This window comes from Collinsella sp. TM06-3 (genome assembly GCF_003436395.1).
Classification (GTDB): domain Bacteria; phylum Actinomycetota; class Coriobacteriia; order Coriobacteriales; family Coriobacteriaceae; genus Collinsella.
In genome coordinates, this window is sequence record NZ_QSPG01000016.1 from 14,105 (window position 1) to 30,060 (window position 15,956).

Annotated in this window: 10 protein-coding genes; 9 read left to right on the forward strand and 1 reads right to left on the reverse strand. The window is 60.9% G+C overall.

Annotated features, from left to right (window positions below; all coding sequences use genetic code 11):
• The first annotated feature begins 129 nt into the window (after nucleotides 1–129).
• From DXD56_RS07210 to DXD56_RS07230, 5 genes are all read left to right on the forward strand, one after another.
• Nucleotides 130–6,342 carry an MBG domain-containing protein gene (locus DXD56_RS07210; protein ID WP_147325195.1) on the forward strand — a complete coding sequence of 2,071 codons (6,213 nt, stop codon included), beginning with the start codon at nucleotides 130–132 and terminating at the stop codon, nucleotides 6,340–6,342.
• A gap of 265 nt (nucleotides 6,343–6,607) precedes the next feature.
• Nucleotides 6,608–7,633, forward strand: a complete 1,026-nt coding sequence (nadA, locus tag DXD56_RS07215; protein WP_117640729.1) for a quinolinate synthase NadA — start codon at nucleotides 6,608–6,610, stop codon at nucleotides 7,631–7,633.
• Nucleotides 7,634–7,689: 56 nt separating this feature from the next.
• Nucleotides 7,690–9,066, forward strand: a complete 1,377-nt coding sequence (locus DXD56_RS07220; RefSeq protein WP_233524960.1) for an L-aspartate oxidase — start codon at nucleotides 7,690–7,692, stop codon at nucleotides 9,064–9,066.
• A 3-nt stretch (nucleotides 9,067–9,069) separates the two neighbouring features.
• Nucleotides 9,070–9,930, forward strand: a complete 861-nt coding sequence (gene nadC / locus DXD56_RS07225) for a carboxylating nicotinate-nucleotide diphosphorylase (RefSeq protein ID WP_117564546.1) — start codon at nucleotides 9,070–9,072, stop codon at nucleotides 9,928–9,930.
• Nucleotides 9,930–10,475 (forward strand): transcription repressor NadR, encoded by a 546-nt coding sequence (locus tag DXD56_RS07230; RefSeq protein ID WP_117640730.1) that lies wholly within the window; start codon nucleotides 9,930–9,932, stop codon nucleotides 10,473–10,475. The genes nadC and DXD56_RS07230 overlap by 1 nt, the downstream gene beginning before the upstream one ends.
• A gap of 204 nt (nucleotides 10,476–10,679) precedes the next feature.
• Here DXD56_RS07230 and DXD56_RS07235 read toward each other — a convergent pair whose 3' ends face one another.
• Entirely contained in the window at nucleotides 10,680–10,865 is a 186-nt protein-coding gene (locus DXD56_RS07235) for a DUF362 domain-containing protein (protein WP_006235216.1), read from the reverse strand.
• Nucleotides 10,866–11,460: 595 nt separating this feature from the next.
• Here DXD56_RS07235 and dnaK point away from each other — a divergent pair.
• From dnaK to DXD56_RS07255, 4 genes are all read left to right on the forward strand, one after another.
• Nucleotides 11,461–13,353, forward strand: coding sequence for a molecular chaperone DnaK (gene dnaK, locus DXD56_RS07240; protein ID WP_117564548.1), 1,893 nt, complete (start codon nucleotides 11,461–11,463; stop codon nucleotides 13,351–13,353).
• Nucleotides 13,354–13,355: 2 nt separating this feature from the next.
• On the forward strand, nucleotides 13,356–14,198 hold the full coding sequence (locus DXD56_RS07245; protein ID WP_117583638.1) for a nucleotide exchange factor GrpE: 843 nt from the start codon (nucleotides 13,356–13,358) through the stop codon (nucleotides 14,196–14,198).
• A 107-nt stretch (nucleotides 14,199–14,305) separates the two neighbouring features.
• Nucleotides 14,306–15,271 (forward strand): DnaJ C-terminal domain-containing protein, encoded by a 966-nt coding sequence (locus DXD56_RS07250; RefSeq protein ID WP_117640731.1) that lies wholly within the window; start codon nucleotides 14,306–14,308, stop codon nucleotides 15,269–15,271.
• 72 nt (nucleotides 15,272–15,343) lie between these two features.
• A complete protein-coding gene (locus DXD56_RS07255; protein WP_055250809.1) occupies nucleotides 15,344–15,760 on the forward strand; it encodes a heat shock protein transcriptional repressor HspR in 417 nt (138 codons plus the stop codon).
• Nucleotides 15,761–15,956 lie beyond the last annotated feature (196 nt).

Consider the following 15,956-nt stretch of genomic DNA (forward strand, 5'->3'; position numbering starts at 1 on the left):
TGCAGCAGCAAAATAATCTGTGGATAAACATGTCCACAGATGCCGGCGGTCGGACGGGGAATCATGCCGACCGCCGGCGCCAAGCGATAGCGAACATTGCGAAAGCATAGGGATAAGGGGAGCTGCACGATGAGGGAGAAGAAGATGGGGATGCGCAGACTTGCTGCTTGTGCGCTGGCTGCAGCGTTAGCGCTCGGAGGCGCGGCGACAACGCTTGCTACGCCTACGGTGGCGGAGGCGTATCCGTACACCGCGATCAAACCGAAACACTTGAAAAGTGAGCTTTCGTATGGCGAAAGCGACGTAATCCAACTTTCCGGCGGCAAAGACTACTGGTTTGCCGGTACGGTCGATATCGACCACTATGAGGTCGAGGGCGGTACCAAGGAGAATCCGACTCGCCTGTATTTCACCAACAGCTCGTCTCTGGGCGGCCCGCTGACCGTCAAGCGTGACCTCACGTATTCGCAGCATCCCCTCTTTGTGCTTAAGGGCGGTTACGTCGAGTTCATCGGTGATTCGGGCGCCTCGACCGAGGTCCGCTGTGATGGAAAAACGTTTTTGAGCGATAGCAACGATTACGAAGCGCGTGGAGGTGTCGATAAGCCGAATACAGGCAAGAGCCTCAACCTTGTCGTGAAAAACCTCAAGCTTGTTTCAAGGACCGATAACGATGATACCGTTCGGGCAATCACGCTCTATGGAACCATGGGTGCGGGGGAGACGGCCAGCTTCACGAACGTGAATGTCAGCGGTTGGAAATGCTGCAAGAACAACGCATTCAAGGTTGACCAGGATAATGAAATCTACGAAGCCTCGCCGGCACCTGTGACTATCAGAGGCAGCCAGGTCGCGGTGGATGCAACGTTTGTCAACTGCACGTTTAAGAATAATAGTGATGACTGCGTCGGCGCCTTGAGCGTGGTCGGGCGAGCGAAGCCCCCCAAGGTCACGTTGAGCGGCTGCACGTTCGAAAACAACAGTCAGGGAATGATTGCATGCGACGAGATGAAGTTCGAGAGCGGCCATGTGCATGCGGGCAATATTGGCGTCAAAAATGCCAAAGTTACCCTGAATAACTGCAGCATTCGTTCGACGAGCGATACGTCATGGAATGGACCCTGCTCTTATATGTTCAAGGTGTGGGATATTCAATATCAGATGCACATGACGAGCGCCATTGCGGTGGCAAAGGATGCGTCGTGCACCATAAACGATACGGTTATCAATGATTCGTACGTGTTCCCCTCTGATTATTTCAACGGTCGCGACATAAGCGGTCAGGACGAGAAGCGCTGCACGGTTTACGCTCTCGGTTCTGTGACGCTCGCTGGCAACACGAAGGTCACCACGGTCAAGGCGAAGGGCATCGACGCATCCGATGTCGGTAGCTACGGCAAGGTTCACGTCGATAAGTCTTTTACGGGCGAAGCCGTCCTGTCTGTCGACGATACCAAGTTCGATCCCAAGTCCAACAAGCAGTACTACTACTATGAGTATGTGAACCTTGGCACGAGCGATCTTTCTCAGGAGGATCTTGCGAGCAGGCTCAAGTTTGCTAATGCCGACCTTGCATACGACGTTACCGATGGCAAGGTCAAGGTTATCCATCGCAAGCACGAGCACGAGTGGACCTATTCCGCCAACAAGGATGGGTACAGCATCGCGGCTACGTGCAACGGACAGTATGAGGCCTCGCACTGTGCCTACTCCAGGGACGGCGAGACGATCTCGCTGATGTCGTCCAAGAGCGGCGACCTGAGCTTTACCTACAACGGTAAACAGCGCGACGCCGTGCTTGCTACGACTAAGCCGTCTCAAAAGGACAACGCTGTAGCCCAGGGCAAGGTAAAGATTGTGAGCGCGCGGTTCTATAGGGGCGTGGATGACAATAATCCCCAGGGCTTCGAGATGGAAGGGTCGCAGCCGTGCGATGCGGGCACCTATCGCGTGGTGGCGACGGTCGCCGTCGAGGGGCAGAGCGATGTTACGCTCGAGCGCGTGTTCAAGATCAACCCTGCCTCGCTTGCGGAGAAGGACTCCAACCGCAAGGATCTTTGCAAGGTCGAAATCATTGGCTACGACAAGCTGAAGGATAACGTCAGGTTCAGCAACGGTGACGTGCTCAACGACGTTCCGTCTTATAAGTGGACGGGTGAGGAGATAACGCCTCGCATTAAGGTAACGTATAAGCTTGGCGACGAATGGATCGAGCTTAAAGAGGGCGTCGATTTCGAACGCCTCGCTTGGTACGAATCGGTTTCGGAGAAAGATCCCGGTGCGTATAGGAGCCAGGCTTGGGGTCTGGGAAACTTTGCATACGGCAAGTTTTTCTACTGGAGCATCTACGGCACGCAGTTCGAGAATGTTCAGGCCAAGGGCTTTGACGGCACCTATGATGGCAAGGCTCACTCGCCGTCGGTGACGGTCGACAACGCCCCCGAGGGCATGCAGATCGAATATAGTGTCGATGGTGGCTTGCTGTACGAAGACCGAATCCCCTCCTATACCAATGTCACGCGCGATGTCTATGACAACGTGTGTGCCGAGACAATTAAGTACCGCATTACTGCACCCGACTACGTGCCGGTGGAGGGCGAGCTTAAGATCAAGATCACCCCCGCCGATCAGGCCGCTCCCAAGGACGTCAAGACGACGGCCGCGACCGGGCATGCCTTGGCGGATGGCAGCATCGACGGGATTGATAACACCTACGAATGGAAAGCCGAGGCCGCCAGCGACTATCAGTGGATTGCCGAAGGCGAGACGTCGGTTAAGAGCCTCGTCGCTGGCAAATACAGCGTTCGCCTTAAGGCCGACCGTAACCATAACGCCTCCGAGGTCCTGACGGTTGAGGTCAAGGACGGTCCCAAGAAGGCCGACGGTAGTGGTTGGAGGCACGACGACGCCGAACACTGGAACACCTGCACCTGTGGCAAGGAGGACGTTGACCGCGCAAAGCATGACTTTGAGTGGGTCGTCGACCAGGCCGCTACGGCTGATAAGCCCGGTTCCAAGCATGAGCACTGCAAGACGTGCGGCTACGAGCGCGAGTCTGTCGAGATCCCCGCCTTCGGTATTACCGGCTACTCGGGTATCTACGATGGCGAAAAGCACGGCGTGACGGTTAACGCCGAGACCGTCGCATCTATCCAGTATCGCGAGAAAGGCGAGAAGAAGTGGAGCGACGAGTCTCCGCTCATCTGCGATGCTGGCTCCAAGACCGTCGAGTTTAAGGCGACGCTCACGTCTGGCGACACCTGCGAGGGCGAGGTCGAGCTTAAGGTCGATCCCCGTCCGGTAACGGTGAAGCCCAAGGATGCTTCGAAGGTGTACGGTTATGACGATCCGGACTTTGAGCTCGAGGCCGTCGAGGGCTCGATCATCAAGGGCCACCCGCTCTCTTGGTTCAAGATTCGCCGTGAGGCCGGCGAGAACGTGGGCACCTATACGCTGACGATCGAGGAGAGCGAGGTCGGCGACAAGTGGGACAAGATCCAGAGGGCGAACTATGCTCCGACGCTCCAGACCGGCACGTTCGAGATCACCAAGCGCCAGATTGGTGTTGGCTGGACGGTCGGAACGTATACCTATAACGGCAAGCCTCAGGGCCCCAAGGTCACGGTCAGCAATGTTGCCGAGGGTGACGAGGGTAAGGTTTCCTATGAGGTCGAGAACGCGACGGGCATCGATGCCGGTAGCTATCCGGCAAAGGTGACGGGCCTCGCCGGTGACCCCGAGGTCATCAAGAATTATGCCTTTCCTGCCGAAAACCTTGAGTATACCTACACGATTTATAAGGCCGAGCAGGAGAAACCTAAGGGGCTGAGCGCTGTCAAGGAGACCATCCGCGGCAAGTGCGACGGCAAAATCGAGGGCGCGCACGGCGGCGTCGCCTACCGCCTGTTCCGCACCGAAGCCGGGGACGTCGATGGCGAGACCATGGTTTCCGAGGACGGTAAGATTGAGAACCTTGCTGCCGGCTACTACCAGGTCTGGTATGCCGAGACTGATAATTACATGCCGTCCACGCCTGTGGAAGTGCATGTCGACAACGGTAAGTACTTATGGGTCACCCTTTCTGATAAGAATGACGCCTACTCGATAGTGTGGCATGGCCCGAACAGGCTGCAGTGGCACGAAAGCGTGGAGTTCTCGGTAAAGATCTCCGATGGCTACTACGCGGGCGACGACTTTGCCGTCAAGGCGAACGGCGTTGTTCTCGAGAAGGGCGAGGATGGAAAGTTCGTCCTGAGCAATGTCGAGGAGAAGACCACCATCACCGTCGAGGGCGTGCGTAAGCACGAGGCTGCGAGCGACAAGTGGCTCTCCGGCGACAATACGCACTGGCATCAGTGCACCTGCGGCGAGAAGATCGATGAGACTTCGCACGCCTTTGAGTGGGTTGTCGACAGGGTGCCCACGGCAACCGAGGAAGGCTCCAAGCATCAGTGGTGTACGGTTTGTGGGCATACGTTGCCTGCAGTCAAGATCCCGGCTGCCGCCATCGTTGGCTACTCCGACGAGTACGACGGTGCGTATCACACGGTCGATGCGACGAGCCTGCCCGAGGGCGCGACGGCCCAGTACAGCACCGACGGCAAGAACTGGTCTCCCGAGGCTCCCAAGATCCGCGACGCTGGCACGCTGACCGTTGCCTACCGGGTGACGATTGACGGTGCGACCGCCGAGGGTGAGGTTACGCTCGAGGTCAAGCCGCGCGCGATCACGGTCGCAGCCGACGACTCCTCCAAGACTTACGGCGAGGCCGACCCCGTGTTTACGTGGACGATCACATCCGGCGAGCTTGTCGAGGGCGAGAGCCTCCAGGGCCTCGAGATCGAGCGCGAAGATAACGACAACGTGCGTGATGGCGGCTATGCGCTGCACCTGACGCAGGCCAAGGACGCTAACCCCAACTACAACATCACGTTCGTCGATGGCGTGTTCACCATCAATCAGCGCCTGCTTACCGTGACGTGGGGTACCAGCGAGTTTGTCTACGACGGTAAGGAGCACTGCCCCGAGGCGACGCTCGGCAACGTCATCGGCGAGGATGACCTTGGCGCGACCGTCGAGGGCTCCCAAACCGAGGCCGGCACTTCTTACACGGCGACCCTTGGTGCGCTGACGGGTAAGGCCGCTGGCAACTATGCGCTGCCGACCGAGGGCCTGACATGCGAGTTCTCCATCAAGAACGCCGCTCAGGACGCGCCGAAGGTCCAGGCCGAGGCCGAGACCGTGAGCGGCAAGCGCGACGGCAAGATCGTGGGCGTCGATGCGACGATGGAGTGGCGCGCTAAGGATGCCGACGGGTATCAGGCTGTGGGCGAGGGCGTAACCGAGCTCAAGGATCTCGCTGCCGGCGTGTACGAGGTACGCTACCAGGCTAAGGCCAACTACGATGTCTCCTCTGCTACCGAGATCACCGTGGCTGCCGGCCGCAAGCTGGTTGTGGCGCTGCCGACTAACCAGCAGGGCTACACGCTCACCGCGACGGCAACCGAGCTCGACTGGCACGGTTCCGCAACGCTTACCATGAGCATCGACAGTGCGTACTTTGCGGGCAAGGACTACGCCGTAAAGGTTGACGGTAAGGCCGTTAAGCTCGCTGACGACGGCACCTATGAGCTCAAGGACGTCGAGCGCGATGTGAGCGTGACGGTCGAGGGCGTGCTCAAGCACGAGCCCGACGGTACGGGCTGGGCGCACGACGCTAAGAGCCATTGGCATGTCTGCCGCTGCGGCGACATCATCGACAAGGCAGAGCACACCTTTGAGTGGGTCGTTGACGAGCCGGCGACTGTCGAGGCCAAGGGTAAGAGGCATCAGGAGTGCACCGTCTGCCGCGAGAAGGGCAAGACCGAGGAGATCGCGATTCTGAAGCCCGAGATCACCGACGGAAAGGGCCAGACGATGGTGGTCGAGGCCGCCAGGGACCTGACTTTCCGCTCGAGCGCGCCGCTCGAGTTCTTCCAGAAGGTGCTGGTTGACGATAAGGAGGTCGCGGCCGAGAACTACGAGCTCACCAAGGGCTCTACGATCGTGACGCTCAAGGCGAGCTTCCTGAATACGCTCGGCGTAGGTGAGCATAAGCTGAGCGTGGTTTCGAGCACGGGCACGGCAGAGACGACCTTCACCGTTGCCGAGGCTGCCAAGCCCGCTCCTGGCCAGACCACTACGACTACTACGACCACGACTACGACTTCCAAGCCTAAGAAGAAGGCTGGCAAGGAGACGTTGCCTGAGTCCGGCGACAGCACGTATATCATGGCTGGTGCCGTACTCGCAGCCGGTGTGGCAGCTCTGCTGCTGGCGTGGGCCATGAAGCGCCGCGCTTAACCGCATGCCAGTTCCCAGCGGGTCCGGATCGAGCGATCCGGACCCGCTTCTATGCCCACCGCCTCTCGGGCCAAGGCAAAACGGGCGGCTCGAATCGTGCGGCAGGTCCATTTTCGACTATCCTCAGCTTGCCAGTTCGAAAATGGACCTGCTGCATGATTGAATCTTTATTTCAACTTTACACCTAGGTTTACAGCTGTCTTGTCAGCTGTAAACCTAGGTGTCATACTAAAGCCCCAAGATTCGCCAAAAGAGAGGGGCCTTGATGGCACAGAGCGCGAACATGGATGCATCGAAGCTTGCACGCGACATTGCGGCCGGCCTGGCATCGGCAACGACGGCAACGGAGCGCGCGGCACTGGTGCCCGCAGAGCTCGTCGAGGCCATTCAGCAACTAAAAACCCAACGTGACGCGGTGATCTTGGCGCACTACTATGTGGCGCCCGAGGTCCAGGCCGTTGCCGATTACGTCGGCGACAGCTTTTACCTGGCAAAGCTCGCCAAAAGCCTGCCGCAGCAGACCATCGTGCTGTGCGGCGTGGAGTTTATGGGTGAGAGCGCCAAGCTGCTCAATCCCACTAAGACCGTGTTGCTGCCCGAGCCGGGTGCGGACTGCCCCATGGCGCACATGGTCAAGCGCGAGACGGTCGATGCGGCGCGCGCCGAGTACGGCGACGACCTTGCCGTGGTCTGTTACGTCAACTCGACGGTCGAGATCAAGAGCTGGAGCGACGTGTGCGTCACCAGCTCCAACGCCGTCAAGATCGTGTCCGAGCTGCCGCAGCAGCACGTCCTGTTCATCCCCGATCAAAACCTGGGCCGCTTCGTAGCCGAGCATGTGCCGCAAAAGCACGTCATCCTCAACAATGGCTACTGCCCGCGTCATCACATTATTACCGTCGAGCAGATTGTCGATGCACAGGAGGCGCATCCCGACGCGCTCGTGCTGGCGCACCCCGAGTGCAAGGCCGACGTCCTTGCCGAGGCCGACTACATCGGCTCCACCGCCGGCATCATCAAGTACGCCGAGGAGTCGGACGCGAGTGAGTTCATCATCGTGACGGTCCGCGGCGTGCTCTACGAGCTCGAGCGCCGCTGCCAGGGCACCGGCAAAAAGTTCTACTTCCCTGCGGTGCAGCCCACCTGCGTCAACATGGATCTCATCACGCTCGAAAAACTCGTGTGCTGCCTGGAGACGGGCGAGGGCGAGGTGCAGATCGGCGTGTCGGACGAGGCTGCCGACCAGGCCAAGCTCACACTCGACCGCATGCTCGAGTACGCGGCGCGCTAGAACGATGTGACATGAGGGAGAGTCCCTTATGCCACATTACAAGGGAGAGGATTCCTGTGGAAACCAAACAATACCCCGACATGGAGTGCGACGTCGTCATTGCCGGTTGCGGCGTGGCGGGCCTGTATGCGGCCCTCAATCTGCCGACGAGCGCGCGCGTGATCATGCTCTCCAAGGGCGCTGTCGACGAGTGCGATTCGATGCTCGCGCAGGGTGGCATCTGCGTGCTGCCCGAGGGCTCTGACTACGATGCCTTCTTTGAGGACACCGTGCATGCCGGCCACTACGAGAACCGCCGCGAGAGCGTCGACATCATGATCCGCTCGAGCCGCTCGGTCATCAACGACCTGCTGGCGATGGGTGTGGATTTTGAGCGCAAGGCCGACGGCAGCCTCGACTTTACCCGCGAGGGCGCACACAGCCGCCCACGCATTGCCTTCCATGCCGATATTACGGGCAAGGAGATCACGACCAGGCTGCTCCAGGCCGTTCGCAAGCTGGACAACGTGCAGATTCTGGAGCACGTGGCCATGACCGACATCCTGACGGCCGAGCATGATGGCGCTACGGTGTGCAGCGGCGTCGCCGCCGTTCCCGTCGACGAGGACAACTCGGTTCGTCCCGCCGACGAGCTGGCAAATGCCGCCGAGGGCGTGCATGCCGGCGAGCCGTTTAAGATCCATGCCCGCCACACGCTGTGGGCGACGGGCGGTATCGGCGGCGTATACGACCATTCGACCAACTACCCGCAGCTCACGGGCGATGCCTGCTACATTGCTCAGGAGCATGGCATTAAGATGGAGCATCTGGACTACGTGCAGATTCACCCCACGGGCCTGTTCTCGCCGCAGCCGGGCCGCACCTTCCTGATCAGCGAGAGCTGCCGCGGCGAGGGCGCGATTTTGCTCAACGCCGCCGGCGAGCGCTTTACCGACGAGCTTCAGCCGCGCGATGTGGTCGCCGCCGCCATCCGCGAGCAGATGAAGCAGGACGGTACCGAGCACGAGTGGCTGAGCTTTGCCCCCGTCGAGCGCGACGTGGTGACTGGGCACTTTGCCAACATTCGCGCGCGCTGCCTTGAGGACGGCCGCGACATCTTGGACGAGCCCATCCCCGTTACGCCCACGCAGCACTACTTTATGGGCGGCGTGTGGGTCGACAAGGACGGCCGCACCTCGATGCCCGAGCTCTACGCCGCGGGCGAGACGGCCTGCAACGGCGTGCACGGCAAGAATCGCCTGGCTTCCAACAGCCTGCTCGAGTCCCTGGTTTGGGGCCGCCGTGCCGCCTGGTGCATGCGCACCGGCGAGTCGCTCGCCGTGGAGCGGGCGGGCGAGCCCGCGCTTGACGGGCGTCATCGCGCCCTGAGCGCCGACTCCCTGGCAATCGATGATTTGGCCCGTGCCGCCGGCACGCAGGCCGTGGAGGAGTAGACCATGAATCCCATTACCATGAAGCTCGTCGTCGATGACCTGATTTTGCAGGCTCTGCGCGAGGACATTACGTTTGAGGACGTGAGTACGGCGAGCGTGTGCCCCACGGCGCGCCCCGCTACCGTTGAGCTCATCGCCAAGGCCGACGGCATTATCGCCGGCCTGGACATATTCGCCCGCACCTTTGAGCTGCTGGATCCGCAGAGCTCCGTGTTGTTCGATGTCTCGGATGGCGACGAGGTGCACGCCGGCGACCACGTGGGCCAGGTGCGCGGCGATGTGCGCGTGCTGCTTTCGGGCGAACGCGTGGCACTCAACTACCTGCAGCGCATGAGCGGTATCGCTACCTACACGCACAGCATGGCCGCGGCGCTCGAGGGCACCAAGACCGTGCTTGTCGACACACGCAAGACCACGCCGGGCATGCGCGTGTTTGAGAAGGCGGCGGTCGAGATCGGCGGCGGCAGCAACCACCGCTACAACCTGTCGACGGCCGTCATGCTCAAGGACAACCACATCGACGCCGCCGGCGGCGTGACGCGTGCGATCGAGATGGCGCGCGCCCATGCATCGTTTACCACGACGGTCGAGATCGAGTGCGAGAACCTGGACATGGTGCGCGAGGCCGTGGAAGCCGGCGCCGATATCATCATGTTCGACAACATGACTCACGACGACATGGCTGCCGCGATTGAGCTTATCGCCGGCCGCGCCAAGACCGAGTGCTCGGGCAACGTGGATGCCAGCAATATCCGCGCCCTGGCTGATCTGGGCGTCGACTACATTAGCTCGGGCGCCCTGACGCACTCCGCGCCGATCCTCGACCTCTCGCTCAAGCACCTGCGTCTGCTGGACGGTAAATAATGAATGCCCGCGAGCGTCGCCGTGCCATCATGGCCGTGCTCGAGGGAGCCACGGAGCCCGTATCGGGCAGCGCGCTTGCCCGCGAGGTTAGCGTGAGCCGTCAGGTCGTGGTTCAGGATATTGCCCTGTTACGTGCCGATGGGCACGATATCGTGGCGACCAACCGTGGTTATGTGCTGCAGGAGGCCCCCAGCAGCCCCGCCGTGCCCACGCGCTTGGTCAAGGTTCGCCACAGCGTGGAGCAGGCAGGCGATGAGCTCACGAGTATCGTCGACGCCGGTGGCGCCGTGCTCAACGTGATCGTCAATCACCGCGTGTACGGTAAGATCACGGCCGACCTGGACATCCGCAATCGTCGCGATGTTGAGCGCTACCTGCACGATATCGAGAGCGGCAAGAGCTTTCCACTACTAACGGTGACGAGCGGCTACCACTTCCATCGCATCGCGGCGGAGGACGAGCAGACCCTCGACGAGATCGAGGCCATACTCAAGGAGAAGGGCTACCTTGCCGATTTAATGCCCTACGAGGATGATTTGTCCTAACCCGATACTGTCTTTATAAGTTGCGGTGAAATAGTTCCTACAATCGGCACCTAAGCAATGAGCCAGGAACTATTCCACCGCAACTGCCAAGGTAGCCCCGTCCCCAATTAGCTGCCTGTACAAACAAAAGGAGGCCTCCGCGGCGATGCGGAAGCCTCCTTTTTTGTGCACGGTGTACTCTTGAGTGTGCAAGTGGGGGAGCTGTTACTCCTCGACGATCTCGGTGATCGCGCCGGCGGGGCAAGCGTCCTGGCAAGCGCCACAGGCGACGCAGGAATCCTCGTCAGCGACGGTAGCGACGTCCTGGAGCTCCAGAACGCCAGCGGGGCAGGAGTCGACGCAAACGCCACAAGCGATGCACTCGTCGGCATCAATTACGGGATGAGCCATGGTAGTTTCCTCTCTGTTGACCGACGCTACAGGCGATGCGCGCCGGTTTGATTCGGGCAAAAACATACCACGGGAGCGACCGTTTGCAATACCCTCTGGCCGGCATCTTCATACCGTTCGCCGAGTATGCCAAGGTTTACTAAAAAACACGCAGGTGGGGCCGCTGAGCTGCGTAAATGTTAGCTAAAGGTGACTTGAAATATTGAGCTATTAAGCGCGCCTGCGGAAAGGGCATCCCGTTATTTGGCCGAAAAACGGGTCGCAGCTTCCGGTTGGACCGCCCGGCGGAAACTGTGTCCCAGAATTCGCGCTCAGACCGGGATACCCTTTCCGCAAGGCAGCCCCAGGCACCTTCGGACCCAAACCTCAGCCATCTCTACATAGATCTCAATAGATCTGCCGAGAACTCAAACAGTGCATCTACCTGCGCATTTGAGAACCTAAACTCTCAGAGATAAGAAATCTTATATGAATTGACTTAGATTTTGTATATTCCGGCCCATAAGGGGATACACTACATCCTGAAAGACAAGCCGAAGCGCCACACGACAGACCGTCGAGGCGGCGCGAACGCAAAAGAGAGAGGGAATTTCTAATGAGTAAGATTCTTGGTATCGACCTTGGTACTACTAACTCCGCAATGGCCGTTCTCGAGGGCGGTTCTCCGACCATTATCGTGAACGCCGAGGGCGACCGCACCACCCCGTCCGTTGTTGGTTTCCGCGCCGACGGCGACCGCGTCGTGGGTAAGGCCGCTAAGAACCAGGCTGTCACCAACCCCAAGAACACCGTGTTCTCCATCAAGCGCTTCATGGGTCGCAAGTACTCCGAGTGCACCTCCGAGATCAAGACCGTGCCGTATGAGGTCAAGGAGGGCCAGGGTGGCCGCGCCGTCGTCGACATCGAGGGCAAGGATTACACCGCCGAGCAGGTGAGCGCCATGACGCTCGCAAAGATGAAGGCCGACGCCGAGAAGTATCTGGGCGAGACCGTCACCGACGCCGTCATCACCGTCCCGGCCTACTTCAATGACGCCCAGCGTCAGGCCACCAAGGACGCCGGTAAGATCGCTGGCCTCAACGTCAAGCGTATCGTCAACGAGCCGACCGCTGCTGCTCTTGCCTATGGCCTGGACAAGCAGGGCACCGACCAGCGCATCCTGGTCTTCGACCTGGGCGGCGGCACCTTCGACGTCTCCATCCTCGACCTCGCTGACGGCGTGTTTGAGGTTCTGTCCACCTCGGGCGACAACCACCTGGGCGGCGACGACTGGGATCAGCGCGTCATCGACTGGATGGCCGATAAGTTCCAGCAGGAGAACGGTGTCGACCTGCGTCAGGACCCCATGGCCCTGCAGCGTCTGAAGGAGGCCGCCGAGAACGCCAAGAAGGAGCTCTCCGCAGCCCAGCAGTCCACCATCAACCTGCCGTTCATCACCATGAACCAGTCCGGCCCGCTGCACCTCAACTACACGCTGACCCGCGCCGAGTTCGAGAAGATCACCCGCGACCTGCTCGAGCGCTGCAAGCAGCCTGTCACCAACGCCCTGCGCGACGCTAAGCTCAAGCTCTCCGATCTGACCGAGGTCATCCTCGTCGGCGGCTCCACCCGTATGCCCGCCGTCCAGGATCTGGTCAAGACCATGACCGGCAAGCAGCCCAACATGTCCGTGAACCCCGACGAGGTCGTTGCCGACGGTGCTGCCGTCCAGGGCGGCGTGCTCACCGGCGACGTCGAGGGCATCCTGCTGCTCGACGTTACCCCGCTGTCGCTGGGCGTCGAGACCATGGGCGGCATCATGACCAAGATGATCGACCGCAACACCACGATCCCGACCTCCAAGACCGAGGTCTACTCCACCGCTGCCGACAACCAGACCAGCGTCGAGATCAACGTGCTCCAGGGCGAGCGCGAGCTTGCCCGCGATAACAAGTCGCTCGGTAAGTTCCAGCTGACCGGTATCCCGGCTGCCCGCCGCGGCGTGCCGCAGATCGAGGTCACCTTCGACATCGACGCCAACGGCATCGTCAAGGTCTCCGCTAAGGACAAGGGCACCGGCAAGGAGCAGCAGATTACCATTTCCGGCTCCACCGCTCTGTCCGACGACGAAGTCGATCGCATGGTCAAGGACGCCGAGGCTCATGCCGAGGAGGACAAGAAGCAGAAGGAAGAGGTCGAGGTCCGCAACCAGACCGACAGCCTGTGCTACTCCACCGAGCAGACCCTCAACGAGCTGGGCGACAAGGTTTCCGCCGATGTGAAGTCCAAGGCCGAGGCCGCTATCGCCGACGCCAAGAAGGCGCTCGAGGGCTCTGACGTCGAGGCCATCAAGGCCGCTGGCGAATCCCTGCAGTCCGTAGCCTACGAGCTGGCTCAGGTTGTCTACGCCGACGCTCAGCAGCAGACCGACGGCGCCGCCGGTGCCCAGCCTGCCGACGATGACGTTGTCGACGCCGACTACGAGGTTGTGGACGACGAGGACAAGTAATCATGTCCGCCCGTAAAGCTCGCACGGAGGCGGCCGCCGCTGGCGCCGCCCCCGTTGACTCTGAGGAGAAGGACGTGAAGATTCCCGTAGAGGCCGTCGACGATACCGAGGCCAACGAGGCCGAGGCCGCCGAGGCTGCCGAGAACCAGGTAGAGGATTCCAACAAGGAGGCGACGATGACCGAGGACGAGATGGTGGAAGCCGCTATCCGCGCCGGTGAGGAAGCCGCCGACAACGACTTTAAGCTCAAGTTCGAGCAGGCCCAAAAGGAGCTTGCCGACGTACGCAGCGAGCTCGATGCTGCGGCAGAGGCTCAGAAGGCCGCCGAGGACAAGGCAAAGGACGCCACCGAGCGTACCGCCCGTCTGCAGGCCGACTGGGAGAACTTCCGTCGCCGCACCGCCAGCGAGCGTATCGCCGAGCGCGAGCGCGCGACCGAGAAGCTTGTCACCGCGCTGTTGCCGGTGGTTGACGATATCGAGCGTGCAATCGACCATGCCCGTAGCCAGGAGCTTTCCGACGACTTTAAGCAGTTCGTCGATGGCGTTGATGCGGTGCATGCCAAGCTGCTCGATGTGTTTGCGCACGAGGGCGTTGAGCCCATCGACCCCAAGGGCGAGGCGTTCGATCCGCTCGAGCACCAGGCCGTGGGGCGTGTCGAGGACGCATCGCAGTACGACGAGACCGTCAACGACGTGTACCAGAAGGGCTACCGCATGGCGGACCGCATCCTGCGCTCCGCGATGGTGACGGTGACCTACGGTGGCGAGAAGCGCCCCGCACCGGAGCCCGAAGCGGCGCCCGAGGATGCTGCGGCCGATACGGCTGAGAGCACCGAGGAGTAATTGAGAAGGGCCCCGGGGCAACACCCGGGGCCCTTTCTGGCCTAGTGCCATATGACAGTATGAGCCGCCGCCCGTTGAGCGGTGGATGAAACAGGAGAGGAGCTACGATGGCTGCAGGCAAAACCTTCTATGACATCCTGGGCGTATCCAAGAGCGCCTCCGACAAAGAGATCAAGAGCGCGTTTCGCAAGCTCGCGCAAAAATACCACCCCGATGCCGGCGGCGACGAGGCCAAGTTCAAGGAGATTAGCGAGGCTTACGAGACGCTTTCGGACGAGAAGAAGCGCAAAGAGTACGACCAGATGCTCATGTTCGGCGGCATGCCGGGCGCGGGCGGCGCGTATGGCGGCGGCTACGGTGCCGGCGCGGGCGCCAGCGGCTGGGGCGATATCTTCGACAGCATCTTTAGCGGCAACGGCGCTTGGGGCAGCGATTGGGGCTCGGGCTTTGCCGGGGCTGCGGGTAATGCCGGTGCCGGTGCGGGTCGCAGCCGTGCTCGCAAGGGCGGCGACCTGTCGCTGACTGTCGACGTGACGGCCGAGGACGCGTTTCGCGGCGTGACGCACAAGGTCACCTATCGCATTCCCTCGACGGGCGAGCAGCAAACCATTACGGTCTCGGTTCCCGCAGGTGCGGTCGACGGCGGCAAACTACGCTACAAGCGTCGCGGCGAGTATGGCGTTGCGGGTGGCGAGCGCGGCGACCTGGTCGTGACCACGCATGTGGAGGAGCACCCGCTGTTTAAGCGCAAGGGTGCCGATGTGACCATGGAGGTACCGATCTCGGTTTACGAGGCGGCGCTCGGCTGCACGGTGGATGTGCCCACACCCGGCGGCGCGACGGTTCGTCTGAAGGTGCCGGCGGGCACCCAGACGGGCAAGAAGTTCCGCTTTAAGGAGATGGGCGCGCCCGATGTTAAGCACCGTGGCCGCACGGGCGCGCTGCTCGTCGAGATCAAGGTGCAGGTTCTCACGAACCTGTCCGACGATGAACGCGATGCCATGACCAAGCTGCGCGAGGCCGACACGCGCGACTATCGCGAGAAGGTCAATCGTTACAAGGCGACGTACTAGGGCGGTCGCGGCGCACGCCCACGCCCGCGGGCTTATGATGGACGATAACGAGACGGAAAGGGGTCAGGTAGCATGGCCGAGGACAATAGGAACAAACCGCTGTACATGATCAGCGTGGCGGCCGAGCTGACCGGCATGCACCCGCAGACTCTGCGCGTCTACGAGTCCAAGGGCTTGGTGAACCCCCAGCGCTCGGGCGGCAACACGCGTCTGTATTCGCGTGCCGATATCGAGCGCCTGGAGCTCATCAACCAGCTGACTGACGAGGGCATCAACCTTGCCGGCGTGGTGCGCATCCTCGATATGAAGGAGCGTGCCGAGGAGCGCGAGCGCGAGAACGAGAAGCTCCGCGCCCGCGTGCGCCAGCTCGAGGACGAGCTGCACGAGTATAAGATGCAGAAGAAGATCACCGCCCTGGCCCCGCGCGACGGCTCGGTCAACCCCGAGCAAGTCATGCGCAAACTGCTGGGCACGGGCGGCGACCTGTAGGCACTCATTGGGGACAGACTTAAATGAGTACCTGCAGAATGAGAGTGGATAATCTCCCGTTTTTTGCCTGTTTGCAGGCTCAAAGTGGGAGATTATCCACTCTCGTCATTTGAGCGTCTAAGTCTGCCTCCCCAGGACCTAACTCGTCCTCTGCTTTACTGAGATAAAGTGAACGCAGAGATTCGTAACCCACTCG

What these genes read in the sequence shown, in the direction of transcription:
- DXD56_RS07250 (WP_117640731.1), top strand. Translation starts at nt 14,306, where the DNA reads ATGGCTGCAGGCAAAACCTTCTATGACATCCTGGGCGTATCCAAGAGC.
- dnaK (WP_117564548.1), top strand. Translation starts at nt 11,461, where the DNA reads ATGAGTAAGATTCTTGGTATCGACCTTGGTACTACTAACTCCGCAATG.
- DXD56_RS07210 (WP_147325195.1), top strand. Translation starts at nt 130, where the DNA reads ATGAGGGAGAAGAAGATGGGGATGCGCAGACTTGCTGCTTGTGCGCTG.
- DXD56_RS07230 (WP_117640730.1), top strand. Translation starts at nt 9,930, where the DNA reads ATGAATGCCCGCGAGCGTCGCCGTGCCATCATGGCCGTGCTCGAGGGA.
- DXD56_RS07255 (WP_055250809.1), top strand. Translation starts at nt 15,344, where the DNA reads ATGGCCGAGGACAATAGGAACAAACCGCTGTACATGATCAGCGTGGCG.
- DXD56_RS07245 (WP_117583638.1), top strand. Translation starts at nt 13,356, where the DNA reads ATGTCCGCCCGTAAAGCTCGCACGGAGGCGGCCGCCGCTGGCGCCGCC.
- nadA (WP_117640729.1), top strand. Translation starts at nt 6,608, where the DNA reads ATGGCACAGAGCGCGAACATGGATGCATCGAAGCTTGCACGCGACATT.
- nadC (WP_117564546.1), top strand. Translation starts at nt 9,070, where the DNA reads ATGAATCCCATTACCATGAAGCTCGTCGTCGATGACCTGATTTTGCAG.
- DXD56_RS07235 (WP_006235216.1), bottom strand. Translation starts at nt 10,865, where the DNA reads ATGGCTCATCCCGTAATTGATGCCGACGAGTGCATCGCTTGTGGCGTT.